This is a genomic window from Stenotrophomonas sp. STK16_22, assembly GCF_051984505.1.
GTDB classification, from domain to species: domain Bacteria; phylum Pseudomonadota; class Gammaproteobacteria; order Xanthomonadales; family Xanthomonadaceae; genus Stenotrophomonas; species Stenotrophomonas maltophilia_A.
The window spans coordinates 1,494,788-1,520,704 of sequence record NZ_CP196972.1 but is presented as its reverse complement, the minus strand read 5'-3'; the positions used below and the strand labels follow the sequence as shown (position 1 = coordinate 1,520,704).

Sequence of the window (25,917 nt, the reverse complement as noted above, 5' to 3'; positions counted from 1 at the left end):
GCGAATGCGGCAAGTCGTCGCCGTCACACCATGGCCGTCACGCATCGGCGAAACTAGTCGCGTGAACACTGATCGTCCTCCCCCGCTCCGTCCTTCCGTACTGCGCCTGCGAGGCCGGCGGTGAGCGCCGCCTTCCCGCCCAGCTGGTATGCCGCCAGCCTGCCCGAACCACCCGCACTGCCCCCACTGCAGGGCGATGTGCAGGCCGATGTCGCGGTACTTGGCGCCGGCTACACCGGCCTGACCGCCGCGCTGGAGCTGGCCGCGCGTGGACAGCGCGTAGTGGTGCTGGAAGCCCAGCGGATCGGTTGGGGCGCGTCCGGCCGCAACGGTGGCCAGGCGCTGGTCGGCTATGGCTGCGAGGTGGACGAGCTGGAGCGCCAGCTCGGCCACGACGACGCGCGCCACCTGTTCGACTGGTCGCGTGACGCGGTGCAGGCGATGCGCACCCGCATCGATCGCCACGGCATCGACTGCCATTGGGTGGAAGGCCATGCCAGCGTCGCCATCCGCGAACGGCATGAGCGTGAACTTCTGGCCAACTGCGAGCACCTGCAGCGCCACTACGACTACCCGATGCAATGGTGGGACCGTGATGCCCTGCGCGCACAGCTGGACAGCCCGCGCTACCGCGCCGCGATGTTCGATCCGCTCAGCGCGCACCTGCAACCGCTGGCGTATGCACGCGGCCTGGCCGATGCGGCGCGCGCGGCCGGCGTGGTGATCCACGAGAACTCCGCGGTGACCCGCGTGCAGCGGGGACCACAGCCTTCCCTGCATACCGCTCAGGGCAGCGTGCGCGCTGCGCATCTGGTGGTGGCCGGCAACGCCTGGCTGCAGGGCCTGCTGCCCGAGCTGGAACGGCGGATCATGCCGGTGGGCACCTATATCGGCGCCAGCCAGCCGCTGGGTGCTGAACGCGCCCGGGCCCTGATCGGCAACAACATGGCCGTGGCCGACACCGCATGGGCTCTGGACTACTTCCGCCTCAGCCACGACCACCGCCTGCTGTTCGGCGGCCGCGCCAGCTACTCGGCCCTGCCCCCACCGGGCCTGCGCGGGGTGATGCAGCGGCGCATGCACCAGGTGTTCCCACAGCTGGCCGACGTGGCACTGGACCAGGTCTGGGGTGGTTATGTGGACATTACCCGCAACCGCGCCCCGCATTGGGGCCGGCTGGACGGCAACCTGTACTTCGCGCAGGGGTTCTCCGGCCATGGGGTGGCCGCCGCCGGGCTGGCCGGCGAGGTGATCGCCGCCGCCATTGCCGGCCAGAGCGAGCGCCTGGACGTGTTCCAGCGCCTGCGGCATGCGCCCTTCCCCGGTGGCCGGCTGCTGCGCACGCCGCTGCTGGTGGCGGCGATGTCGTGGTACAAGCTGCGGGATGCGTTGTGGTGAACATCCGGCATTTACGCGTGTATGGAACGTTTTGAAGAACACATCGAAGCGCTCATCGTGCAGCACGCGTCACAGATTTTCACGCAACATCTGTGATGGACGGTTCCTCAGTTTCCTAAATGCGTAGCTGCGCAATTGCATAATCGTTCGCAGACCGATACCGTCCTGAAAACCGGGCCCCGCGGCGAATGGATGCTGACAGGGGACACGTAGGAGAAGGGGACGCGCGATTGGACTGGTGGAAAGAAGGATTGTTGCTGAAGGTGCGCATTCGTCCGGCTGGCCTGATGCTGGCCTTGATCTATGCAGTTGCTTATTGGGCAACCCGACAGTTGTCGCTTGATCAATTCTATTTACCAGCCGGCATCCGGGTGGCAGCCGTGCTGCTGTGCCCGCCGCGACTTTGGCCCTATCTGCTGTTGGGCGAATATGCGTACTTTGCACAATCCCGTGTGCCGATGATCGAGAAGTACGGCCTGACGTGGGTCATCGTTGCCTCCGCGTTCCTCATGCCAGCGGTGATGTTGATTGTGAAGCTGCAACGGCGGCTGATGGCAGAGTCGCAGACGATCGGCCTTTTGCTGGTTGCCGCCGCTTCCAGTGTCGTTATCACTCTGCTCAACCTGAGCTTTTCCCATCTGCTTTGGCCAACGCCCCCATCCACGCCCTTCCTGACCAATGCGGCTCGCTACAGTGTGGGTGACTTCATCGGCATTCTGACGGTGGTCCCCATCGCCATGCTGTGGGCGCGACAGGACGTGGAGCAGCAGTGGAGCGGGCTAAGAAAAGTCCCGATGCTGGCATCACTTTCATTGATGCTGCTGATCGGGATAGCTGCGACTCAACTGCCCACAGAGTGGATTGCATTGAAGGCAACGTTCCTGCTGCTGTTGGCACTCCCAGCGACCACGCTTACCTGCCTGTACGGCTGGAAGGGCGCTGCCCTTGCAGTTCCGGCAATCAACATGGTTATCGGTCTGACCACGCCCAACACCCATCCAACCGCATTCGATCCAGCGGCCTTCATCACTCAGCAGATCATGGCGATCAGCGGCATCGCATTGCTACTGCTCGGGTCACGCATTACCCACTTCTACCACCGCTACAGACTGCGCGAGATGGGAGAAAGGGACGCTATCCATCTTGCCAGGAGCTCGCAATTAGCCAGCGAGATGGAGCTGCGTGAACGCGCCCTGCATCTTCGCAAGCTCGGCGACGGCATCGATACTTCGCTGGTTGAACTGGCCAACTGGCTCATGGCCCAGGGACATCACGCAGTGGCCAGCAGCCTTTTGCATACCTCAAATGTCCATTCGCGGCTGTTTCGCGAACAGACAAGCATGGTCTATCCCTCGGGCTTGGAGCACCTTGGGCTGTACGTGGCCTTGCAGGCTGGTGGCATCCGTGAGTCATGGAAGCTGACGGAGCGCGTTCTTCGCCCGGATCTGAAAGGTGACCCCTGTAACCTGAGCGTGGAACTGCAGTTGGCTGCCTACCGGACACTCATTGATGCGGTCTCCATTCTTCTCAAGCATGAAGGTGGTCAAATTCGCATTCGTGCCAGATGCGGCAGAATGGGCTCAAGGCGCGGAATCCTCATGGTCGTGTCACTACTGGATCCGCATGGGCGCCTTTCCCAGCAGACAACCATGACCGCGTTCGAGCGACTGACCGGGCGAACCCTCGCCTATGACGGGACCGTTGACTGCTATCGCAACCGGGTCAGGATTCTGTTCCTCGACCGCGAAACCAATCTTGAGGCCACGCCCAGCAATCCACCGCCGTACAACTGTCCCTCACCTTCTGCGCTGCAGTAGTGCATTTCACAGTTAAGCGACCGGATCGAGCCAAAACAGTGAAATGGCATCAGGATGTCTCACACCACCCTGTTCCAGGATGTCACGGGCACCCGGCGAGCACCGGGCGCCCATGCAATCCGATGCTGAGGCTCGCCGAAATCCCGGCAACAAGCCCTATCAAGGTGCCTCTACCGCCCACAACGTATCAGCTCCGCTCGCATATCTGACGAGCGTGAATGCAGCAGCCCGATAGATAACCGTTCTGGTGCCCTTACTGGGAACAGGCAGGCGCTGTTCCGGCAACGATACCTTTGCGGATGGATCACCTGCAGGCAGTACCCAGAACGTTCCGGCAGCATTGCCGATCACAATGTGCACGCGCCCCGCGAGATCATTCACCTGGAAATAGTCCATGCCATCGCGCTCGAACCCGTAGACCAGCCAACCGGGATCCACGCTCAGGTTTTCCGCCAGCGGAATCGACTGGCCGAGTCCTCGGGCAGCCATCTTGACTCCATGGTCATCACCCGGGGCTAAAGCAAAAACGGACAACGGCACCAACATCAACGCACCAGCAAATGCATGAATTCGTGAATTTCTCACACTGACCTCCAGGTTGGATGCAATTTGCATCATGAAGGATGCTACCCAATTCCATCAGCATATACCGGGGCGCACTCCGTAGTGTCTGTCGGACATAATCCGCTGGGGCCATGCAAACCCATGCCCCAGTTGCGTCCGAAGCCGCCGATACCTGTCCCAAAACATTTGCAATCGAGCTAGCGCCCCAAGCCTGCCGTGCTGTAGGTCGCTATCGATGGCGACCACGGTGCCCCCCGTGTCGGTGAACATCCGGGTGCGTTCGCAGGCATGCTGCTCGCGGCGATAGCACGCCGAACAACATCAACCGCCAAGTATGGTTGGTACAGCGGCTGAAACGCGATCAGAGCGTCGCCACACTGGTTGTGGATGATTCACCGTCCGCACGTGGCCAAGCCGCCACGCTACTGCGCGTTTAAGGTCACGATTTATGAGAAGCGGCCGATGGCAGCTCAGAGGGGGGCCAGACACCTCGATTGCACCTATCTCCAACTGCCGATAGTGTCTGCGGAAGTAGCCAGCCATTATTGGCTGGGAGACGAGAGGTTCGGACTTGGACCGATTCAATAAGGCAATTGAACTGAGCTTCCGGATCCGTCCGGTCGGTCTTGTGCTGGCCGCCGTCTATGCTGCCAGCTGCCTCATATCGCGTCAGTTCTCGCTCGATCAGTTCTTCCTGCCCGCAGGCATCCGGGCAGCAGCACTGCTGATCGTCCCGCCCCGCTTGTGGCCCTACCTGTTGCTGGGCGAATACATCTACTTCGCGACGCTGCGCATCCCCATGATTGATGCCTACGGCTTGGCGTGGGTCATCCTGGCGTCAACACTGTTGATGCCGATGGCGATGCTGGTGGTCCACCTTCACCTCAGGAGAATACCGTCCGAGGCCGCCACCGGTCTCTGGCTGCTGTCGTTGTCGATCTGCACGGCACTGTTCGTCCCGGGTCTCAACCTGAGCATTTCATATGTCCTCTGGTCGAACCCTCCGCCGAGCAACCTGCTGGACGCGGTCGACCGAACGCTCTTTGGTCACTTCGCGGCCATCATTACCCTGCTCCCGCTGGCCTTCCTTTGGGCGCAGCGGCACGCGGATCCCAGGTGGAGCACCCGCTTTGTTGCGCCTACAGCTGCGGCGATCCTGGCGATGCTGATACTGGGGTTGGGCATGCAGCTGACAGACAGTAGCGCACATACCACCCGCACACACCTTGTCCTGCTGGCGGCTCTACCTGCCATCGCCCTGACCTTCATGCATGGCTGGCGCGGCGCTGCCATCGCGATTCCGCTGTTGAATCTCCCACTTCACGGCGCTACGCCCAGTACCGGCCTGCCCTCCTCTTTCGACCTCGGTACGTTCGCCACCCAGCAGAACATGGCGGTGATGAGTGTCGCGCTGCTCGCGCTCGGGTCCAGCATCAGCTACCACCATCAGCGCGCCCGGTCCCGCGGCCTGGCCGAAGAAACGACGCTGCGCCTGGCACGCAGTTCCCACCAGACCAGCGAACGTGAGCTGCGTGAACGGGCCGCCCATCTGAAGCGTCTGGGCGACGGCATGGACAGCTCGCTCGTTGAAATGGTCAGCTGGCTCAAATCGCAGGGCCATCATGCCGTGGCGAACAGCCTGCAACACGCGTCATCCGTGCACTCACGTCTGTTCCGCGAGCAGGCCAGCATGGTCTACCCCACTGGATTGGAACAGGTCGGGTTGTACATCGCGCTGCAAGCAGGCGGCGCATGCGAGATCTGGAACAACACGCATCGCGTCATTCCGCCCAGGCTGGCGGGTAACCCCTGCCTGCTGACTGTGGATCTGCAACTGGCCATCTACCGCTCCTTGATCGAGGCGGTGTCACTGCTGCTGGAGCTGGAGACTGGGCAGGTCTGCGTGCGTGCCCGAAGTGGCCAGGCGGGCGGACGTCGCGGCATCGTTGCTATCGTGAGCCTGCTCGACCGTGGTTGCACGCTATCGGCACGCACCACCGACCAGGCCGTCGAGCGTCTGGCCGGACGGATGCTTGCCTACGGCGGAACGGTCCACTGCCGAGGCAATCGCCTGCGACTGGTCCTGCATGAATCGATCACCCACGCGTCGCCAGCGGCGGCCTGATACGGAATCTTGCCCGGCGCACAGCGTTCGCCTCTAAAGTTACGCCCGAAACCGCCGCTATCCGTGCCGAGCCCTCCTTCGTGAGCCACCGCATCATGCCCGTCCTGCCGCAGGCCGCCGTCGATGGCGACCTGGCCGATCCGCTGCCGCAGCGGATCCTGCTGGTCGAAAATTCCCGTGCCTTTACCGGCATGCTGCGCGAAGCCATCGAGCAGCGCCTGGAACTGCCGGTGGTGATCGCCTCCACCCTGGCCGAGGCCGATCGTCTGCTGAGCGAGGGTGGCGGCTGGTTCCTGGTGCTGACCGGGTTGGTGCTGGCCGACGGCGACCGCGATGCGGTGGTCGAGTTCTTCCTCAAGCGCGACCTGCCGACCGTGGTGGTCAGCGGCGTGTACGACGAGGACCTGCGCAAGCGCGTGCTGCAGCAGCAGATCATCGACTACGTACTGAAGAACACCCCCGGCAGCATCGACTACCTGGTGTGGCTGGTACAGCGGCTGGAACGCAACCGTCGCATCGCGGCGCTGGTGGTGGACGATTCGCCGTCCGCGCGCGGCTATGCCGCCGCCCTGCTGCGCATGTATGGCCATGAGGTGCACGAAGCGGCCGATGGCAACGAGGGCCTGGCCGCGATCGAGGCGCATCCGGCGATCCGCCTGGCGGTGGTCGACCAGGAAATGCCCGGCATGCAGGGCGTGGAATTCACCCGCCGCCTGCGCACCCTGCGCTCACGCGACAAGGTGGCGGTGATCGGCATCTCCGGCAACACCGACGCATCGCTGATCCCGCGCTTCCTGAAGAACGGTGCCAATGACTTCCTGCGCAAGCCATTCTCGCGCGAGGAATTCTTCTGCCGTGTCTCGCAGAACGTGGACCAGCTGGAACTGATCGGCACCCTGCAGGATCTGGCCACCCGCGACTTCCTTACCGGCCTGCCCAACCGCCGCTGCTTCCTGGAACAGAGCCAGCGCCAGCTGCCGCAGCTGCAGCTGCATGGCCAGTGCGTGGCGGTGGCGATGATCGACATCGACCACTTCAAGCACATCAACGACACCCACGGCCACGAGGCCGGCGACGATGCGCTGCGTGCGGTGGCCGGTGCGGTGGCCGCGCATGCACGCAGCCAGGACCTGATCGCACGCTTCGGTGGCGAGGAGTTCTGCCTGCTGGTGCCGGACATGGAACAGGACGAGGCACTGCAGTACTTCGAGGAACTGCGACAGCGCATCGCCGCACTGGAAGTGGACATCGGCACCGCGACGCTTCGCATGACCGTCAGCATCGGCCTGTGCTGCCTGCGCCCGCAGCGTGATGCACTGCATCGGCTGATCTCCGAGGCCGATCGCCAGCTGTACCTGGCCAAGGCCGGTGGCCGCAACCGGGTCAGCTGCACCACGGTGGCCAGCCCGCTGCGCCCGCGCGAGCCTGCGCTACCCTGACCGGCCCGCTTTGATCCAGATCAACGCCGCACCCGCGCGGCGGCTCTACAGTCGGCCCCGACATACGCATGAAGGGGAGCCGGGGATGGCACTACTGGTCTGGCAGGACGATCTGAACATCGGCATCGATGTGATCGATCAGCAACATCGCCGCATCATCGAGATGCTCAACCACCTGCACGTGGCCCAGGCCAGCATGCAGCGTGCGGCGGTGGGTGAAGTGATCGACGAGGTGGTGGACTACACCATGTCGCACTTCGCGTTCGAAGAAGAGTTGATGGAAGAAGCGGGCTACCCGTTCTGCGCCGCGCACAAGCGCGTGCATGAGGTCTTCATCAAGCGGGTATCGGAATACCGCATGCGCTTCCAGGCCGGCGAGGACATCAGCGACGAACTGCGCACCATGCTCTCACGCTGGCTGTTCAATCACATCCGCGGTGATGACCAGGCCTATGCCGAACAGGTCAAGGCGCACCTGAACCAGTTCGCCCGCGAGCACCAAGGGGGCGGTTGGCTGGGGCGTACGCTCAAGCGCTTCTTTGGTTGAGCCTCAGGGCGCGCCGGTGCAGTGCCACCAGCGCGCACAGGGTCGCCACCGCAGTCAGGCACAGGTAGTAACCCACCGCGACCAGGCCGAAGCGTTCGGCCAGCCAGGTGGCCAGGTACGGCGCCGGTGCCGCGCCAAGGATGCCGGCCAGGTTGAAAGACAGCGACGCGCCGGTATAGCGCACCTCCACCGGGTAGATCTCGGCCAGGAAGGTGCCGCAGGGGCCGTAGGTCAGGCCCATCAGGAACAGGCCCAGGCACAGGAAGCCAGTGACCAGCCACGGGCTGTGCGGCTGGAACAGCGGCGCGAACAGCACACCGAAACCGACGATCAGTACGCTGGCGACGATCATCGTGCGTCGCGTGCCCCAACGGTCGCCATAGCGCGCCGACAGCGGGATACCCAGCGCGAAGAACAGCATGCCGGCCATCTGCATCAGCAGGAACTGCTCGCGGCTGTAGCCCAGCACCGCGGTGCCATGGCCGAGACTGAACACCGTCATCAGGTAGAACAGCACAAAGGTGGCGAACGCGCCCAGGGTACCCAGCAGCATCGGTACCGGATGGTCACGCAGCACCGTCCACATCGGCAGCCGCACCGGCGCCTTGCGCTCCAGCGCCTTCTTGAAATCGGGCGTCTCGTGGATGTTCAGGCGCACCCACAGGCCGAGGCCGACCAGCAGTGCGCTGGCCACAAACGGGATACGCCAGCCCCACTGCAGGAAGTCGTCCTGGCTCAGGCAGCGGCCGAGCACCAGGAAAATGCCGGCCGACAGCAGGAAGCCGAGCGGCGCACCCAGCTGCGGGAACATGCCGTACCAGGCGCGCTTGCCCGGCGGTGCGTTCTCGGTGGCCAGCAGCACTGCCCCACCCCACTCGCCGCCCAGCCCCAGGCCCTGGCCGAAGCGGCACAGCGCCAGCAACGCGGGGGCCCATAAGCCAATCTGCGCGTGGGTTGGCAGCAAACCGATCAGCACCGTGGACAGGCCCATGGTCAGCAGCGCGGCCACCAGCGTGGCCTTGCGGCCGATACGGTCACCGAAGTGGCCGAACACTGCCGAGCCCACCGGACGCGCGATGAACGCGACCGCGAAGGTCGCCAGTGACTGCAGCAGCGCCGCCTGTTCGCTGCTGTCCGGGAAGAACAGGTGTGGGAACACCAGCACCGCGGCCGTGGCGTAGATGTAGAAATCGAAGAATTCGATGGTGGTGCCGATCAGGCTGGCCAGCAGGACTCGACTGGGGGAATTCACGGACGGCGCGGCAGCGGTGATCGTCGACATCGGCAACACGGGTAACGGCGGATCGCCCGATTCTGCCACGGGCCGGTGGCCGCACGGGGCGATGGTTTCAGCCGACACCGATGCCAACGGAATTTTTCGGGCCACCCGCTAGGCTGCGCCACCGGTCCCTGCATGGATGCTTTGCCGATGACTGCAGTCGCGCTGTCGTGGTCCGATTCGCAGAAGCTGCCGCGCATGGCGGCATGGCTGGTGGTGCTGCTGGTGCATGGGTTGATGGCAGTGTGGCTGCTGGGCAGCGGTAGGATGACGCTGCGCAGCGACGAAGGCGCAAGGATCTCGCTGCGCTGGCTGCCACCGGAACCGCCGACGCTGGCGCCTCTACAGCCTACCCTGCGCTCCGCACCGGTGACGCGTCCGTCCGCGTCGGCGATGCCACGTCCTGCCCCGGCTGCCCAGACAGATTCCACCCTACCAGCCGCAGAGGAAACGGCCGTTGCGGCGCCGCTGATCCTGGGCCTCCCGGCGGGCAGCATCGACGGTGGCGACGGCATCAGCGCTGCGGGTGTCGCTCCGCGCCTTATTGGTCGCCGCGAGATACACCCGGCATTCGCGCCGCGCCGCAATTACTTCCGGATCCGCCGGCAGATGACGCCGGAGCAGATCGTGCATGGCGTAGCGCAACTGCTGGGTTTGTGGCCACCGGGATACATCGTCGACCCCTGCGAGCTGGGCCGGCAGGACATGGATTACTTCCAGAATGCCGTCGAAGAAGCCGACCGCGACATGCTGCGTGCGGCAGTGCTGCAGGTGAGTGCCCGCTGCCGGTAGCTCGACAGCTATATGCTTTATGTAGAGTCGAGCCATGCTCGACTGCTCTTCGCGAGAAGCAGCCGAGCATGGCTCGGCTCTACCGAAGAACGAGAAGCAGCCGAGCATGGCTCGGCTCTACCGAAGAACGAGAAGCAGCCGAGCATGGCTCGGCTCTACCGAAGAACGAAAAGCAGTCGAGCATGGCTCGACTCTACAAAGAGCGAACAGCGGTCAAGCAGCCACGTCGTTACAACTGGATCCAGGTGGCCTTGATCTCGCTGTACTTGTCGAAGGCGTGCAGTGACTTGTCGCGGCCGTTGCCGGACTGCTTGTAGCCGCCGAACGGTGCGGTCATGTCCCCGCCGTCCCAGCCATTCACCCAGATGCTGCCGGCGCGCAGCTGGCGCGCAACCCGATGCGCGCGGCCCAGATCGCGTGTCCAGAGACCGGCGGCCAGTCCGTAGCGGCTGTCGTTGGCCACGCGCACGGCTTCGGCCTCGTCGTCGAAACCGAGCACCGCCAGCACCGGCCCGAACACTTCCTCGCGTGCCAAGGCCTGCTCCGGGCGCACCTGGTCGAACACCGTGGGCTGCACATAGCTGCCACCCGCCTCCACCTCGGCACGATGCCCGCCCAGCAGCAGGCGAGCACCTTCAGCTTCGGCGCGTGCGATATCCCGCATCACCTTGTCCAGATGCGCGGCGTCCACCAGCGCGCCCATCGGCGCGTCGGCGTCCAGTGGATGCTGCGGCTGCATGTGCTGGCCATAAGCAACCACCTGGTGCATGAAATCCTCACGGATCGAGCGCTGCACCAGCAAGCGCGACCCGGCGGTACAGACTTCGCCCTGGTTGAAGAAGATGCCCTGCGCCACGGCCTTGGCCGCCGCGTCCAGATCGGGAGCGTCGGCGAACACCACGTGCGGGCTCTTGCCGCCGCATTCCAGCCAGACCCGCTTGAGGTTGGATCGCCCGGAATACTCCAGCAGCTTCGCGCCGGTGGCAGTGGAACCGGTGAACGCCAACACATCCACGTCCATGTGCAGGGCCAGCGGTTCGCCAACGCGCGCGCCATGGCCCGGCAGCACGTTCAGCACGCCCTCCGGCAGGCCCGCCTCGGCGGCCAGCGCCGCCAGCCGCAGCGCACTCAGCGGCGACCGCTCCGAAGGCTTGAGCACCACCGAGTTGCCCATCGCCAGCGCCGGCGCGATCTTCCAACAGGCCATCAGCAACGGGAAATTCCACGGCACGATGGCCGCCACCACGCCCGCGGCTTCGCGGGTGACCAGTCCGAGTTCGTGCGGGCCAGTCGGCGCGATCTCGCCATACAGTTTGTCCACCGCTTCGGCGGTCCAGGTCAGGCACCGCACCACACCGGGCAGGTCGATACGGCGTGCGTCACGCACCGGCTTGCCCATGTCCAGGGTTTCCAGCAGCGCCAGTTCATCGACGTGCGCTTCCACCAGCGCGGCCAGCGCCAGCAACACGCGCTTGCGATGCGCCGGGCTCGCCTGCGACCAGTGGCCCGCCTCGAAGCTGCGCCGCGCGGCCAGTACCGCGCGTTCGACATCCTGCGCGTCGCAGTCGGCAACCGCGCCCAGCACGCGACCATCGATCGGGCTGATGCAGTCGAAGCGGGCGCCGCTGGCGGCATCGACATAACGGCCATCGATGAAGGCCTGGCCCGGCATCGAGAGCTGAAGGGACAGCGCCTGCCAGTGGCTGCGGTCGGGGAAATCGGCCATGGGAAGCTCCAGCGGTCAACGAGCTTTGGTTATACCGGGACCGCCGCGACTCCACCGTGACGCGGCTGCGCTACATTCGTCGCATCGGACCCGATGGAGCTGGCATGAAGCGTCCCGAAAGCGACCTGCACGACCTGGCCACCCAGCGTCCCGAGTCACTGGACGCGTACTGGATGCCGTTCACCGCCAACCGCCAGTACAAGGCCGCGCCGCGCATGCTGGTACGCGCCGAAGGCATGCACTACGAGGACGTTGACGGCCGCCAGATCCTCGACGGCACCGCCGGCCTGTGGTGCTGCAACGCCGGCCACGCCCGCCCGCGCATCGTCGAGGCCATCGTCGAGCAGGCACGCACGCTCGACTATTCGCCGGCCTTCCAGATGGGCTCGCCGCCGGCCTTCGCACTGGCGCAGCGGCTGGCCGCACTGGCGCCTGCCCCGCTCAACCATGTGTTCTTCACCAGCTCCGGCTCCGAGGCGGTGGATACCGCGATGAAGATCGCGCTGGCCTATCACCGCCAGCGTGGCGAGGGCCAGCGCACCCGCTTCATCAGCCGCGAGAAGGCTTACCACGGGGTCGGTTTCGGCGGCATGGCGCTGGGTGGGCTGCCCAACAACCGCAGGGCGTTCGGCCTGCAGCTGGGCGGCGTGGACTACCTGCGGCATACCCTGGACCTGCCGCGCAATGCGTTCAGCAAGGGCCTGCCACGCCAGGGCGCGGAACTGGCCGACGACCTGGAACGGCTGATCGCGCTGCACGACGCCTCGACCATCGCGGCGGTGTTCGTCGAGCCCATTGCCGGTTCGGCCGGGGTGATCCTGCCCGCGCCCGGCTACCTCCAGCGCCTGCGCGAGCTGTGCGACCACCACGGCATCCTGCTGGTGTTCGACGAGGTCATCACCGGTTTCGGCCGGGTCGGCATGCCCTTCGCCGCGCAGCGCTTCGGGGTCACCCCGGACCTGCTGACCTTCGCCAAGGCGGTCAGCAACGGCGCGGTGCCGCTGGGTGGCGTGCTGGCCAGCGACGCCGTGCATGCAACCCTGATGCAGGCACCGCCACAGGCCATCGAGCTGTTCCACGGCTATACCTACTCGGGGCATCCGCTGGCCTGTGCGGCGGCGCTGGCCACGCTGGACGTCTATACCGAGGAGCGCTTGTTCGAGCGTGCCATCGAGCTGGGCGAATACTGGCAGGAACGGCTGCATGCGCTGCAGGGCCTGCCCAACGTGATCGACATCCGCAACTTCGGGCTGGTCGGCGCGGTCGAGCTGGCGCCGCGCCGCGATGCCCCCGGCAGCCGCGGCTACGAAGTGTTCCGGCGCTGCTTCCAGGACGGCCGGCTGCTGGTGCGCTGTACCGGCGACATCATCGCGCTGTCGCCACCACTGATCGTGGACAAGGCGCAGATCGACCAGATAACCGGCACTCTGGGCGAGATGATCCGGGCCACCGCCTGAGCCCGGGCCGGCGGTGGCGAGCGGGTACAATGGGCGGTTCCGCTCCTGCTCGCTGCCGTGCCCATGGATATCGTCGTCAAAGAAGAACTCAAGGCCTACATCGACCCGCTGACCGCGGACGAACATGACGCGCTGGAGCGCAGCATCCTGGCCGAAGGCTGCCGCGATGCGCTGGTGCTGTGGGGTGATGTGCTGGTCGATGGCCACAACCGTTTCGGCATCTGCCAGAAGCACGGTCTGCCGTTCAATACCGTGCAGAACACCCGCTTCCAGAGCATGGAAGACGTGCACCTGTGGATGATCGAGCAGCACCTGGGCCGCCGCAGCGTGTCCGATTTCCAGCGCGGTGTGCTGGCGCTGCGCAAGCGCGACATCCTGGCCGCCCGCAAGCAGGTCGAGCAGGCGCAGCTGCAGCGAGAGAGCGACGGCACCGCCGAAGCCATCGAGGACGCGGGTGAGGACAGCCCGCCGTGGGAACCGGCACCGAAGATCAGCCGCGCCGAGCTGGCCCGCGAGGCCAAGCTGAGCACCAGCCAGGTCGGCATGATCGAACGCATCCACGCCCAGGCCGCGGCCGAGGTGGTGGAAGCGGTGAAGGCCGGCGTGATCTCGATCAGCGCTGCTGCTGCCGTGGCCGACCTGCCGGAAGACGAGCAGCGCGCCGCCGCCGCCGGTGGCAAGGATGAGCTGAAGCAGGCCGCCAAGCGCGTGCGCGAGTCCAAGCGCAAGCCGCGCGCACCGAAGCCGGAAGCAGCCGAGATGGACTTCGAGGAAGCGGACGAAGAGCAGATCGCCAGCCGCGACGCCGAGGTGCTGTCGGCACTGGAGCAGCTGGGCGAGGATGCCCCGGCGCTGCGCCGCCGCGTGGTCGCGCTGACCCGCGAGAACGACACCCTGCGCGCGCAGCTGGCGGCGTTGCGCAAGCAGCTCGAAGCGCTCTGAACCAACGGGTAGTGCCGGCCGCGGGCCGGCAACCCCATGGACGTTCCGGGTGCGTTGCGGATGCCGGCCAGCGGCCGGCACTACCAGATGCTCATGCCGTGCCGGTTAGACTTCCGGCATGACGTCTGCCAACGATCCGCGCCGCGCACAGCTGCGGCGCCTGAAAGCCCTCGCGCTGGGACTGCTGCTGTTGATGCTGGCCGGTTTCGCGGTCAGCCACTGGCAGGGCGAGCGCGGCATCTGGGCCTGGGTCTCGGCCTTCTGCGAAGCAGCGGCCGTAGGCGCACTGGCCGACTGGTTCGCGGTCGTCGCGCTGTTCCGGCGGCCGATGGGCCTGCCGATCCCGCATACGGCAATCATCCCACGCAGCAAGGAACGCATCGGCGACAGCCTGGCCCTGTTCGTGCGCGACCAGTTCCTTGAACCACAGGTCCTCTTGGCAAAGCTGCAGGTATTCGACCCGGCCAGCCGTCTCGGCAGTTGGCTGGCCGACCCTGCACGTTCGCGGATGCTGGCCGACATGGCCCGCGGCTGGGCCCTGCAGGCACTGGACTTCTTCGACGAAACCGCGGTGCGTCGGCAGCTGCACGCCTTCGTGGTGCAGCAGCTGCGGCAGTGGAATGCCGCCGCCACCGCCGGTGAGCTGCTGGCCCTGCTGACCGCCGATGGGCGCCACCAGCGCGTGCTGGACGAGGGCCTGCAGCGCTTGGGGCGCTGGCTGGAGCAGCCGGAAGTGAAGGAGCGCGCCTCGCAGCTGATCGTGCGTTACATCCAGCGCGAGTGGCCGACGCTGTCGAGCACGGTGAACTGGGTCAAGCCGATCGACGAGATCGGCGACAGCCTGGCCGAGCGACTGGCGCGGGCGGTGCTGGAAGAACTGCAGCAGGTGCTGGCCGAGCCGCAGCATCCGCTGCGCCAGGACTACGAGAGCTGGCTGCAGAACTACGTGCAGCGCCTGCGCGAGGACCCGGCCCTGGCCGAGCGCATCGAACAGCTCAAACAGGAAATGATCGATCACCCCGCCCTGCAGGAGTACGTGCAGGGGCTGTGGGCGCGCATCCATGCCAGCCTGCGTGCCGACCTGCAGCGTGAGGATTCGGCGCTGGTCGGGCACCTGCAGCGCAGCCTCGCGTCACTGGGCAGCAGCCTGCAGGCCGACCCGGCCCTGCGCGACGCGCTGAACCAGCATCTTCTGGAGGGCGCCCAGCGCCTCACCGGCCGCCTGCGCGAAGGCGTGACCGCGCACATCGCGCAGACCGTGAAGAGCTGGGACGAACGGCATCTGGTCGAACAGCTGGAACTGAGCGTGGGCCGCGACCTGCAGTTCATCCGCTTCAACGGCACCCTGGTGGGCGGCCTGATCGGCCTGCTGCTGCACGCCGCGACGGTGGTGTTCAGGTTCTAGGCCCCCATCCGGCAGTCGATCCACGCTCTGCGTGGAGACGGAATTCGTCACGCTTGATTAACGAAATGCGAATGCCTATCATTTGCCGATCGGTTGTACGCTTAGCCAAGCGGGGCACGGAAGCACGCACCCACCCGCCCCTTCGCCCGTGTACATCCCCCGACTACCGGGTCGCCCGCACCAAGCGGGTGGCGCACCGTCGATGGGACTCGCTGGGCGACGTGCGCGAAGCGCATGGCTGCTGTGTCTGCGCATTCCATCGCCTGTTTCGTCCTGCATGGAATCGCACCGATGGCAATGCCGTTGAACCACCCTCGTCCCACTCTGCTGGCCCTGGCCGTGACCGCACTGATGATCGCCCCGCTGGCCCATGCCGACGGCACTGCCGATCCTTCCGCGCGCACTCTGGATACGGTCCAGGTCACCGCTGACGGCGATATCGTCGACAGCTATACGGTCAAGCGTGCCAGCACGGCCACCAAGCTCGGCCTGTCGCTGCGCCAGACGCCGCAGTCGATGACCGTGGTCACCCGCCAGCGCCTGGATGACATGGGCTTGTTCTCGCTGTCCGATGTGATGGGCCAGGTCACCGGCGTGGCGGTATCGGTTACCGACAGTGAGCGCATCAACTACGTCTCGCGCGGCTACAACATCACCAATTTCCAGGTCGATGGGATGCTCAATACCTTCGGTGGGTACATCAAGACCAACACCGACAGCGTGATCTATGACCGCATCGAAGTGGTGCGCGGCGCAACCGGCCTGACCACCGGTGCCGGCGATCCCTCGGGCACCATCAACTTCGTGCGCAAGCGTCCTACCGACAGCTTCCAGATGAGCGCCAACCTGACCCTCGGGCGTTGGGGCAACCAGCGCCTGGAGGCCGATCTCGGTGGCCCGGTTGCGCTCGACGGCCGCATCCGCGCGCGCGTGGTGGCGGCCAAACAACAGAGTGACTCGTTCCGCGATGTCTACAAACTGGACAAGGACGTGTTCTACGGCATCGTCCAGGCCGACATCACCGACACGACCCTGCTCGAGGCCGGCTACGAATACCAGTCGCCGCGCACCACAGGCGTGACCTGGGGCGTGGTGCCGTACTGGGGGTCCGATGGCCAGCCCGCCAACCTGCCGCGCTCGACCAACCTGTCCGCCCGCTGGAGCAGTTGGCCGATCATCGAAAAGAGCGCATTCGCACGCCTTGAGCAGCAGTTGGGCAACGGCTGGACCGCCAAGGCCGCCTATACCCGCTCCAAGCGCGAAACCGACGGTGCGGTGTGGTACGGGGCCTCCGGCTACCCGAATGCCGATGGCAGCGGCATCAGCGCCTTCGTCGGCAGCTTCGGCGAGAACGGCGACATGCAGGTGTTCGACTTCAACGTTGGCGGTCCGTTCCGGCTGTTCGGCCGGGAACACGAGCTGGTGCTCGGTTTCGGCCAATCGGTGCGCAAGGGTGAAGTGCCTGCCACCGACACTGCTGCCTACCCGGACAGCTACACCCGTGTACCGGATTGGCATCGCTGGAACGGCGACGTCGCGCCGCTGCAGGTCACCCGCCTGGGCTATCTGGCTTCTGAAGACGAACTGCGCCAGCGCGCGGCCTATCTGGCGACGCGCCTGCAGCTGGCCGATCCGTTGACCGCGGTGCTCGGCGCGCGCTACGGCAGCTGGGAAACGCGCACCTGGAACTACACCCATGACGCCGCCGGTCGCCTGACCGATACGCGTCGCGGCGGCTACAAGCCGGACGACTCGCTCACTCCGTATGCCGGCTTCATCTACGACTTCAACCGCTACTTCAGCGGCTACGTCAGCTACACCGACATCTTCCAGCCGCAGAACTACCGTGACCGGGACAACAACTACCTCGAACCGGTGGTCGGTGACATGTGGGAGGCCGGCGTCAAGGCCGAGTTCTTCGACGGTCTGCTGAATGCTTCCGCGGCCGTGTTCAAGGGCCAGAAGGACAACGTTGCCGAGCTCGACGACTCGGTGCCGGAAAACTCGCTGCCGGGTGGGGTCAGTGCCTACCGCTCCACCGGCAAGGGCAACAAGGTCAAGGGCTGGGAGATCGAAGCACAAGGCAGCCTTGGTGAGAACTGGAACCTGGCGGCCGGCTTCACCCACACCGTCAGCCGCAATGCGCAGGGCGTGCGCCAGAACACCGTCGTCCCGGTCGATCTGTTCCGCCTCAACGCCAGCTGGCGACCGGGCGGTGCTGAAGGCCGCTTCTGGCTGGGCGGTGGCGCCACCTGGCAGAGCGGAATCTGGAGCCTGAGCAACAAGCCGCGTGCGGATTTCCTGACCAGCGGCAAGCGCGACCGCGTGGCAATCGAACAGGGCGACATCTACCTGCTCAATCTGTCGGCGGGCTATCGCTTCAACGAGAACTTCACCGCGCAGGTAAACGTGAACAACCTGCTGGACAAGAAGTATTACAACCGCGTCGGTTTCTATGACGGCGTGTTCTGGGGCGAACCGCGCAATGTGACGATGACACTGCGCTGGAAGCTCTGACCCTCGATGGATGGCACCGGTTCTGCGACCGGTGCCCGGCCACGGATGGCCAACCCCGGCGCGCTGCGGTGCGCCGGTTCCTTTTCACTGAAACCTGCAGGAACGCCGTGGACCGCTCGCCCGCAACCGCCAGCCCCCGCACCTTCTTCTCCAACCCGCGCTGGGGCGTGCTGTCACGCTCGCTGGCGGCGATCTTCGGCGGCTACGCGCTGGCTTCCGTGACCAGCGTATTCTGCGCGGTGGCGCTGCCCGGCGCACGTGGCCAGACCGTGCTGACCGGCATGCTGCTGGCCATTCTGGTGGCCGCCTGCGCGGCGCTGTGGGCGTTCGCCACCCGCAGTGCGCTGCGTGCGTGGGTCGGCATCCTCGCCCCCACCCTGCTGATGGCAGTCATCGCGCGCATGCTGGGGGCTTGGGCATGAAGAACGGATTCCGCCAGTCGATGGCCTGGCTGCACACCTGGACCGGCCTGCTGGTCGGCTGGTTGCTGCTGCTGATCTTCATGGCCGGCACGGCCAGTTACTACCGCGAGGAAATCAGCCGCTGGATGCGTCCTGAGCTGCCCTCCAGCAACGTCAGCATCGACGTCGCCGCGCAGCGTGCCGTGGATTACCTGCAGGCCAATGCCGCGCAGGCCGAGAACTGGTTCGTAACGTTGCCGCAGCCGCGCAATCCCGCCATGCAGATGTTCTGGCGGCTGCCGCCGGAGCTGGCCGACCCCAGCCGTGGCCGTCGAGGGGGCTTCGGCGACGCAACACTGGACCCGAACACCGGGCAGGCACTGAAGGCCCGCGAGACCCGCGGCGGTGATTTCTTCTACCGCCTGCATTTCGACCTGCACTACATCCCGGTGCTGTGGGCGCGCTATCTGGTCGGCTTCTGCGCGATGTTCATGCTGGTGGCAATCATCACCGGCGTCATCACCCACAAGAAAATCTTCAAGGACTTCTTCACCTTCCGCAAGGACAAGGGCCTGCGGTCCTGGCTCGATTTCCACAACGTCAGCGCGGTGATGGCCCTGCCCTACCACGCGATGATCACCTACACCGGCATCGTCACCCTGATGATCATGTACCTGCCGTGGGGCGTGAAGGTGGCCTACCCGCAGGACGAGGATGCCTTCTACAGCGAGGCCTTCGGTGGCATGCCGGAGGTGACTGCACCTGCCGAAGGCCGCGCCACCCCGCTGCCGATCGCGCAGCTGCTGGACAGCGCGCGAGCGCATTGGCACGGCGTGGAAGTGGCCGGCTTCACCGTGTCCAACCCGGGCGCGGCCAATGCAGTGATCGACATCCGCCAGCGTGACGGCAAGCGCCTGTCCACCGACACCCCGGCCGTGCGCTACGACATGGTCAACGGCACGCTGCTGGAAGAAACACCGCCTTCCGGTGGCGCCACCGCCACCCGCGGCGTGCTGTACGGCCTGCACCTGGCGCGCTTCGCCGACTGGGGCCTGCGCGCACTGTTCTTCCTGTCCGGCCTGGTCGGCTGCCTGATGGTGGCCAGCGGCGTGGTGCTGTGGGCGGTGAAGGAACGGCCCAAGCACGCCAAGAGTGGCCGCACAGGCTTCGGCCTGCGCCTGGTCGATGCGTTGAACATCGGTACCGTGGCCGGCCTGCCGATCGCCTTTGCAGCGTACTTCTGGGGCAACCGCCTGCTGCCGCTGGACATCGCCGAACGCTCCAGCGCCGAGGCCAACGTGTTCTTCTACGCCTGGGGCGCGGCACTGCTGGCCGCCTTCATCTGGCCGAAGCGGATGATGTGGGCCTGGCAGCTGTACCTGGGCGCAGCCGCGTTCGCGCTGGTGCCGGTGGTCAATGCGCTGACCACGCATGCGCACCTGGGCATCACCCTGCGCAACGGGGACTGGGTGCTGGCTGGCTTTGATCTGTCGATGATCGCGTTCGGCGCGATGCTGGCGCTGTGCGGCTGGCGCATGCAGCGCTGGACGCCACCGTTGAGCGCGGCCGAGAAAAAGAAACGTGCGGCTGCCGCGGCGGCGCCCAAGACCCCGGTGGACGCTGCAGAAACCGCCGAAGCGGAGGCCAGCGCATGATGCTGCTGGCGTTGACCCTGTCGTTCTCTGCGTTCACCGCGCTGTCGCTGGCGATGGAGAAGCACCAGCACGACCTGCACGGCAAGGCTGCAGCCACCCCGGCACGGCGCACGCAGTGGCGGGTGCTGGGTTGGGTGCTGCTGACGGTAGCGTTTGCACTGTGCGTGGTCGACCACGGCTGGGCGATGGGCCCGGTGCTGTGGCTGGGCGTGATGACCGTGGGCGGCGTGGTGCTGTCGTTCGGGTTGTACCCGTACCGGCCGAAATGGATCGCGCCGCTGGCGATCGCGCTGCCCGTGGCCGGGCTGCTGGTGGCGTTGCTGTAACCGCCATCCACGCATGGCGTGGATCTACTGAACAGCCATCCACGCATGGCGTGGATGTACCGGCCAGATATGGGGAGTGCCGGCCGCTGGCCGGCATCCCATGAACCCTCTGCGGATCTGACACCCTTGCCGGCCAGCGGCCGGCATTACCGGACTTACCCCAACCGCTTCAGTTCCCACGCGCGGTGGATGCGCGCGTTGCGCTCGAAATCCGGGCCGATGGTGCGTGCGGTGATCTCGCGGCACTGGGCAAATTCGGCGATGGCGTTCTCTTCCAGCTTGAAGCGGCGGAAGTTGTTGGAGAAGTACAGCACGCCACCCGGCGCCAGCCGCGCCACCGCCGCGCGCAGCAGCTTCAACTGCTCGCGCTGCACGTCGAAGTCATCGGCGCGTGCGGAGTTGGAGAACGTCGGCGGGTCGCAGAAGATCACGTCGTACTGGCCACGGTCGCCTTCCAGCCAGGCCATCGCATCGGCCTGCACCAGCAGGTGCTGGTTGCCGCCCTGCCCGTTCAACGCCAGGTTGTCGTAGCACCACTGCAGGTAAGTGGCCGACAGATCGACGCTGGTGGTGCTGGCCGCACCGGCCACCGCCGCCTGCACACTGGCCACGCCGGTGTAGCAGAACAGGTTGAGGAAACGCTTGCCACGCGCCTGCTCGGCCATCATCCGGCGCAGCGGGCGGTGATCGAGGAACAGACCGGTGTCCAGGTAGTCGAACAGGTTCACCTGCAGCAGCGCGTTGTTCTCGCGCACCACGATGAACTCGTCACGCTGCTCGAAGCGGCCGTACTTGCTGCCGCCCTTGCCGCGCTCGCGCGACTTCATCGACACCTGTTCCGGCGGCACGCCGAACACTTCGCGCGCGGCCGCCAGCAGCTCGTTGCGGCGGCGGCGCACGTCGTTCTCCGGAATCGCCGCCGGTGCAGCGTATTCCTGCACATGCAGGAAGGTGCGGCGCTTGCCACCGTCTTCCTCGTAGACATCGATGGCCGCCGCGTACTCCGGCAGATCGGCGTCGTAGGCGCGGAAGCAGGTGATGTCCTCGCGGGCGCGCCAGCTCTTGAACTTCTTCAGGTTCTTGCGCAGGCGGTTGGCCACCATCTGCGCGCCTTCGCTCAGTTCGCGCGGCTGCGCCGGGTCGCGGCCCGGCACGGCGATCGGGTCGCAGACGATCAGCGCGCATTCCAGCGCACCGTTGAACATCTGGTATTTCTTGCCCGCACGCAGGCCGGTGGCAAAAGCCAGTTCGTCGTTGCCGCACAGCAGGCTGGCGCGCCACTGCGGCACCGCCTTCTGCAGGGCATTGCCCAGTGCGCGGTACAGCGCCGGGTCGGCGGCCAGGCGTTCGTCATACGGCGGGTTGCAGACCACCGCACCGATCTCCTGCTCCGGTGCGGCCAGGTCGGCCACATCGGCGCGGGTGAAGCGGATCGCGTGGGCGACACCGGCCACCTCGGCATTCTCGCGTGCCGCCTGGATCGCGGTCGGGTCGATGTCGCTGCCGTGGATGACCGGCTTCAGCGCGGCCAGGCCAGCCGCTTCGCGGTCACGCGCCTCGCTCTGGATGCTCTTCCAAGCGGCCTTGTCGAAGCCCAGCCAGCGGCTCGGCGGCAAGCTGCCGTGGCGCATCAGGCCGGGCGCGACGTCGGCGGCCATCAGCGCGCCTTCGATCAGCAGCGTGCCGCTGCCGCACATCGGGTCCAGCAGGCCGCCACCGGCGGCGTGCAGCCGCGGCCACTGCGCGCGCAGCAGCAGCGCGGCGGCCAGATTTTCCTTCAGCGGTGCCTCGTGAGCGGCGCCGCGCCAGCCACGGCGATGCAACGGGCCGCCGCCGAGGTCGATCGACAGCGAGGCACGGCCTTTGCGCAGTGACAGGTTGACGCGCACATCCGGCAGGTCGGTGTTGACCGACGGACGCTCCAGACCTTCATCACGCATGCGGTCGACGATGGCGTCCTTGATCCGCTGCGCGGCAAAGCGGGCATGGGTGATCTTGTCGCCGGACACGTGCGCGTCCACCGCCAGGGTCATCTCCGGCTTGATGTGCTCGTGCCACGGCAGCGCACGCACGCCGTCATACAGGGCCTGCTCGTCCGGGCAGTCGAACTCGTCGATCGGCCACAGCACGCGGCTGGCCAGGCGCGACCACATCACGATCCGCAGCGCCTGCTCCAGTTCGCCCTCGGCGTTGACGCCGGCAATGGTGGCAGTGGCCTTGCCAAGGCCCAGGGCCGACAGTTCATCGGCAAGCAGGTATTCCAGGCCCTTGGCGCAGGAGACGAAGAATTTCACAGGATCGGTTCGCAGGTGGTCGGGCGCGGCACAGGGGCCGGGCCAGTCGGAAAGGAGGGCCGTAGGCACGGCCGGCAGGCCCGCGCCGGGGGCGGCGGGGCTGCCATTGTAGTCAATGCGGGCGGGCGCGCCGTGCGCCCGGGCTTCACAGTTGCCGCAGCAAGCGCTCGAAGGCCTGCGCGGAGGCCTCCACGTGGTGCTCCAGGCGATGGCCGTCGTCGACCAGCAGCAGCTGCGCCGAACGCGCTTGGGCCCAGGCGATCACTCCAGCGGCCGGCACCACATCGTCATGCCAGGCCTGGACCACGGTGGTCGGCACGGCGGCGGCGTCCAGCGCCGGCATCGGGCCCATGGTGGTCGGCGGCACCATCAGGAACAGGCCGGCCACCGGCACCTGCAGCGAGGCGATGGCAGAGATGTAGGCACCCAGGCTGGAGCCGGCCAGCACCACCGGGCCCTGCTGGGCAGCGATGGCGGTGCGTTCGACCAGGCGGCGCAGGCGGGTCGGCACATCGCCCACCCGGCTGACCTCGCTCATCGCGTCCAGGTCGGTGTAGTCCGGGCGCTCATGGGTCCAGCCCAGGCGCTGCGCCACGTCGGCCAGCGCGGTGACCTTGGTCGCCTCCGGGCCGCTCTCGAAACCGTGGGACAGGATGCAGTGGCCGCGGCTCATGCGCGCGCTCCATGGGAGCAGGCCGACGAGGAAAGGGAAGGCAGGTTCATGCCGCAATGCTAGCATCGCCGGATGCCCAACCCGCTCCTGCCCGGCCTGCAGCTGCAGCCCCTGCCCTACGAAGACCGTCTGCCACTGCGCGACCCGGCCACGCTGGAGATGGTGGTGATCCACTGCACCGAGCTGCCCGACCTGGCGATGGCCCGCGAGTACGGTGAGCGTGTGCTGTACGACAGCGGTGCCGGCAACAGCGGCCACTTCTACATCGACCGCGATGGCAGCGTGGTGCAGTACGTGGCACCGGAACGCGTGGCGCATCACGTGCGCGGCATGAACGCGCATACGCTGGGCATCGAGCTGGTCAACACCGGGCGCTACCCGCACTGGTTCGACAGCCGCCAGCAGGCGATGGACGAGCCCTACACCGAGGCACAGCTGCAGGCGCTGGAAGGCCTGCTGCAGGCGCTGGTGGCGCACTATCCGTCGCTGCGGCGGATTGCCGGGCATGACCAGCTGGACCTGGAGCAGGTGCCGGCCAGCGATGACCCGGCGCTGATGGTGGCGCGCAAGCGTGATCCGGGGCCGTTGTTCCCGTGGGCGCGGGTGCTGGCGAAGGTGCCGTTGCAGCCGTTTGGGTAAGCGGCAGGGCTGCGCCCTGCACCCGCAGAAGCAACATCAACGTCAAGAGCTGGCATTCCGCAGGATGGCGGGGCGGGTCCGGTTGCTACGCAACGGGCTCTGACCCCGATTTACGCTCGATGGGGTCGGATCCGTTTTCCGTTGGAAAACGGATCCGACCCCGCGCGGCTCAGGCGCCGGTCGCCACCGGGCGGCTGCTGTCGCTGACCCAGCCGCTCCAGGAATCGGCGTAGATGCGTGCGCCGGACAGACCGGCCGCTTCCATCGCCAGCAACAGGTGGCAGGCGGTGACGCCGGAGCCGCACATCAGCACCACCTGCTGCGGCTCACGGTTGCCGATCACACCCTGCAGTTCGGCGCGCAGTTCCTGTGCATCACGCAGGCGGCCGTCGGCGACGTTCAACGCAAACGGACGGTTGACCGCGCCGGGCACGTGGCCGGCGACCGGGTCCAGCGGCTCCACTTCGCCGCGGAAGCGCTCGCCTGCGCGTGCGTCGACCAACCAGCCCGGCGCGTGCTTCAGGCGTGCGCTGATTTCCTCGGCATTGGCGATCTGGGTGGTGTCGAAACGGCCCGGGTAAACCGGCAGCGCGGTCACCTCATCCTGCCCCGTCGCCAAGGGATGCCCTGCGCCCTGCCATGCGGCGATGCCACCATCAAGCACGGCCACCTTGCTGTGCCCGATCAGGCGCAGCAGCCACCACAGGCGCGAGGCGGCCATGCTGCCATCGCTGCCGTCGTAGACCACCACCTGGGTGTCGGGACCGATGCCCCGCTGGCCCAGTTTCGCGGCGAAGGCATCGCTGTCCGGCAGCGGGTGACGGCCGTGGCCGCTGCGGGTCAGATCCGACAGGTCCCGATTGAGGTCGGCATACACCGCGCCCGGAACATGCCCCGCCAGATACTGGCCGTTACCCGCCTGCGGATCGGCCAGCGAGGAACGTGCATCGACCACGCGTACGGCGGTACTGGCAGTAGCACGTGCGTCGACCACGCGAACGCCCTCGCCCAATGCAGCGGCCAGGGTGGCGACATCGACCAGGGTGGTCCACGGCGGATCGATCGGCTTCATTGCACTTGCTCCAGGCGGCGACGCAGGTTGTAGAGGATGGCGGCGGTGGCGCCCCAGATGCGCTGGCCGGGCCAGCCATATTCGAGGACGTGGCGGACGCGGCCGCGATGATTGATTTCGACCTGGTGCAGGTTGTCGGCTGCCATCAGGTAATCGAGCGGCACTTCAAACACTTCGGCCACTTCACTGGGCTGTGGCACCGGCACGAAATCCGGATCGACCACGGCCACCACCGGCGTGACCCGGTAGCCGGTGATCGTCACGAAGGGATCGAGATAGCCCAGCGCCTGCACCTGGCCGGGCGCCAATGCGATTTCCTCCTGGCTCTCGCGCAGTGCAGCGGCCAACGCATCGCGGTCATCGGGTTCGGTGCGGCCACCGGGGAAACCGACCTGGCCACCATGGGTACGCAGGGTTTCGGTGCGACGGGTGAGAATGACCTGTGCGCCGTTGGCGCGCGGCACGATGCCGGCCAGTACGGCGGCTTCCACCGGGGGCCCGGGCGGCAGCAGATCGATCAGTTCACTGCGGTTCCAGCCGTCGCCGGCCGGCGGCTCGGCCAGTGGATGCAGCGCGCGCATCAGGCGCTCGTGATCAGCCAGCGAGCCGCGCAGTGATTGCTGCAGCTGTTCCCGCAGAGGTTGCACGCGATGCAGGATGCGGCTGCGTTCCTCGTTGCTCATCGACGACCACCGCGCGATCTCATCGATATGCCGCCCGCAGCCGGTGCATTGCCGGTGCGGATCCAGCGTGCACACTCCGATGCAGGGACTTGCGACAACACGCGCCGTTTTTTCCATTGTTTGCACCCGACAACAGTAGCGCGATCGGGCTGAACTTGCGCGGGGT

The 25,917-nt window shown here is 66.4% G+C and carries 21 protein-coding genes; 14 read left to right on the top strand and 7 right to left on the bottom strand.

The features are described 5' to 3' along the window. Nucleotides 1-159 precede the first annotated feature (159 nt). Nucleotides 160-1,398, top strand: coding sequence for an NAD(P)/FAD-dependent oxidoreductase (locus ACSYAO_RS06910; RefSeq protein ID WP_262220678.1), 1,239 nt, complete (start codon nucleotides 160-162; stop codon nucleotides 1,396-1,398). Nucleotides 1,399-1,586: 188 nt separating this feature from the next. Then, entirely contained in the window at nucleotides 1,587-3,215 is a 1,629-nt protein-coding gene (locus ACSYAO_RS06905; RefSeq protein WP_180845030.1) for an MASE1 domain-containing protein, read from the top strand. 159 nt (nucleotides 3,216-3,374) lie between these two features. On the opposite strand, the gene ACSYAO_RS06900 is transcribed toward ACSYAO_RS06905, so the two are convergent. After that, nucleotides 3,375-3,833: a hypothetical protein gene (locus tag ACSYAO_RS06900; RefSeq protein WP_262220668.1), complete on the bottom strand. Its 459-nt coding sequence runs from the start codon at nucleotides 3,831-3,833 to the stop codon at nucleotides 3,375-3,377. A 517-nt stretch (nucleotides 3,834-4,350) separates the two neighbouring features. Here ACSYAO_RS06900 and ACSYAO_RS06895 point away from each other — a divergent pair. From ACSYAO_RS06895 to ACSYAO_RS06885, 3 genes are all read left to right on the top strand, one after another. Then, nucleotides 4,351-5,904: an MASE1 domain-containing protein gene (locus ACSYAO_RS06895; protein WP_134951120.1), complete on the top strand. Its 1,554-nt coding sequence runs from the start codon at nucleotides 4,351-4,353 to the stop codon at nucleotides 5,902-5,904. 95 nt (nucleotides 5,905-5,999) lie between these two features. Beyond that, nucleotides 6,000-7,343 carry a diguanylate cyclase gene (locus ACSYAO_RS06890; protein ID WP_032127881.1) on the top strand — a complete coding sequence of 448 codons (1,344 nt, stop codon included), beginning with the start codon at nucleotides 6,000-6,002 and terminating at the stop codon, nucleotides 7,341-7,343. A gap of 85 nt (nucleotides 7,344-7,428) precedes the next feature. Then, on the top strand, nucleotides 7,429-7,890 hold the full coding sequence (locus ACSYAO_RS06885) for a bacteriohemerythrin (RefSeq protein WP_004151683.1): 462 nt from the start codon (nucleotides 7,429-7,431) through the stop codon (nucleotides 7,888-7,890). Here ACSYAO_RS06885 and ACSYAO_RS06880 read toward each other — a convergent pair. Beyond that, nucleotides 7,871-9,172, bottom strand: coding sequence for an MFS transporter (locus ACSYAO_RS06880; RefSeq protein ID WP_032127882.1), 1,302 nt, complete (start codon nucleotides 9,170-9,172; stop codon nucleotides 7,871-7,873). The genes ACSYAO_RS06885 and ACSYAO_RS06880 overlap by 20 nt on opposite strands. A gap of 147 nt (nucleotides 9,173-9,319) precedes the next feature. Between ACSYAO_RS06880 and ACSYAO_RS06875 the strand changes: the two genes are divergently transcribed. After that, nucleotides 9,320-9,961, top strand: a complete 642-nt coding sequence (locus ACSYAO_RS06875; RefSeq protein WP_134951121.1) for a hypothetical protein — start codon at nucleotides 9,320-9,322, stop codon at nucleotides 9,959-9,961. Nucleotides 9,962-10,190: 229 nt separating this feature from the next. Here ACSYAO_RS06875 and ACSYAO_RS06870 read toward each other — a convergent pair whose 3' ends face one another. Continuing rightward, complete coding sequence (locus ACSYAO_RS06870) at nucleotides 10,191-11,687, bottom strand: aldehyde dehydrogenase (RefSeq protein ID WP_197655849.1); 1,497 nt, start codon at nucleotides 11,685-11,687, stop codon at nucleotides 10,191-10,193. 104 nt (nucleotides 11,688-11,791) lie between these two features. Between ACSYAO_RS06870 and ACSYAO_RS06865 the strand changes: the two genes are divergently transcribed. The 7 genes from ACSYAO_RS06865 (at nucleotide 11,792) to ACSYAO_RS06835 (ending at nucleotide 20,390) form a co-directional block, all read left to right on the top strand. Next, the gene (locus ACSYAO_RS06865; RefSeq protein WP_197655850.1) at nucleotides 11,792-13,144 is read left to right on the top strand and encodes an aspartate aminotransferase family protein; all 1,353 of its coding nucleotides are present in this window, start codon (nucleotides 11,792-11,794) and stop codon (nucleotides 13,142-13,144) included. 63 nt (nucleotides 13,145-13,207) lie between these two features. Then, nucleotides 13,208-14,086, top strand: coding sequence for a plasmid replication/partition related protein (locus tag ACSYAO_RS06860; RefSeq protein ID WP_197655851.1), 879 nt, complete (start codon nucleotides 13,208-13,210; stop codon nucleotides 14,084-14,086). A 118-nt stretch (nucleotides 14,087-14,204) separates the two neighbouring features. Next, nucleotides 14,205-15,491, top strand: coding sequence for a DUF445 domain-containing protein (locus ACSYAO_RS06855; RefSeq protein ID WP_049463589.1), 1,287 nt, complete (start codon nucleotides 14,205-14,207; stop codon nucleotides 15,489-15,491). A gap of 291 nt (nucleotides 15,492-15,782) precedes the next feature. Next, complete coding sequence (locus tag ACSYAO_RS06850) at nucleotides 15,783-18,008, top strand: TonB-dependent siderophore receptor (RefSeq protein WP_032969404.1); 2,226 nt, start codon at nucleotides 15,783-15,785, stop codon at nucleotides 18,006-18,008. Nucleotides 18,009-18,115: 107 nt separating this feature from the next. After that, a complete protein-coding gene (locus tag ACSYAO_RS06845) occupies nucleotides 18,116-18,430 on the top strand; it encodes a DUF3649 domain-containing protein (protein WP_032127889.1) in 315 nt (104 codons plus the stop codon). Further along, on the top strand, nucleotides 18,427-20,064 hold the full coding sequence (locus ACSYAO_RS06840; RefSeq protein WP_197656005.1) for a PepSY-associated TM helix domain-containing protein: 1,638 nt from the start codon (nucleotides 18,427-18,429) through the stop codon (nucleotides 20,062-20,064). The genes ACSYAO_RS06845 and ACSYAO_RS06840 overlap by 4 nt, the downstream gene beginning before the upstream one ends. Then, on the top strand, nucleotides 20,061-20,390 hold the full coding sequence (locus tag ACSYAO_RS06835) for a DUF3325 domain-containing protein (protein ID WP_049399886.1): 330 nt from the start codon (nucleotides 20,061-20,063) through the stop codon (nucleotides 20,388-20,390). Before ACSYAO_RS06840 ends, ACSYAO_RS06835 begins: the two co-directional genes overlap by 4 nt. Nucleotides 20,391-20,545: 155 nt before the next feature. Here the strand turns inward: ACSYAO_RS06835 and rlmKL are convergent, their stop codons facing one another. Further along, complete coding sequence (rlmKL, locus tag ACSYAO_RS06830; protein ID WP_049423319.1) at nucleotides 20,546-22,684, bottom strand: bifunctional 23S rRNA (guanine(2069)-N(7))-methyltransferase RlmK/23S rRNA (guanine(2445)-N(2))-methyltransferase RlmL; 2,139 nt, start codon at nucleotides 22,682-22,684, stop codon at nucleotides 20,546-20,548. A gap of 145 nt (nucleotides 22,685-22,829) precedes the next feature. Beyond that, entirely contained in the window at nucleotides 22,830-23,357 is a 528-nt protein-coding gene (locus tag ACSYAO_RS06825) for an alpha/beta hydrolase (protein WP_049399884.1), read from the bottom strand. 72 nt (nucleotides 23,358-23,429) lie between these two features. Here ACSYAO_RS06825 and ACSYAO_RS06820 point away from each other — a divergent pair, with 72 nt between their 5' ends. Next, entirely contained in the window at nucleotides 23,430-23,996 is a 567-nt protein-coding gene (locus ACSYAO_RS06820; protein WP_197656003.1) for an N-acetylmuramoyl-L-alanine amidase, read from the top strand. 169 nt (nucleotides 23,997-24,165) lie between these two features. On the opposite strand, the gene ACSYAO_RS06815 is transcribed toward ACSYAO_RS06820, so the two are convergent. Further along, nucleotides 24,166-25,068, bottom strand: a complete 903-nt coding sequence (locus ACSYAO_RS06815) for a sulfurtransferase (RefSeq protein WP_197655837.1) — start codon at nucleotides 25,066-25,068, stop codon at nucleotides 24,166-24,168. Then, nucleotides 25,065-25,868 carry a CoA pyrophosphatase gene (locus ACSYAO_RS06810; RefSeq protein ID WP_032127895.1) on the bottom strand — a complete coding sequence of 268 codons (804 nt, stop codon included), beginning with the start codon at nucleotides 25,866-25,868 and terminating at the stop codon, nucleotides 25,065-25,067. The genes ACSYAO_RS06815 and ACSYAO_RS06810 overlap by 4 nt, the downstream gene beginning before the upstream one ends. Between the last annotated feature and the right edge of the window lie 49 nt (nucleotides 25,869-25,917).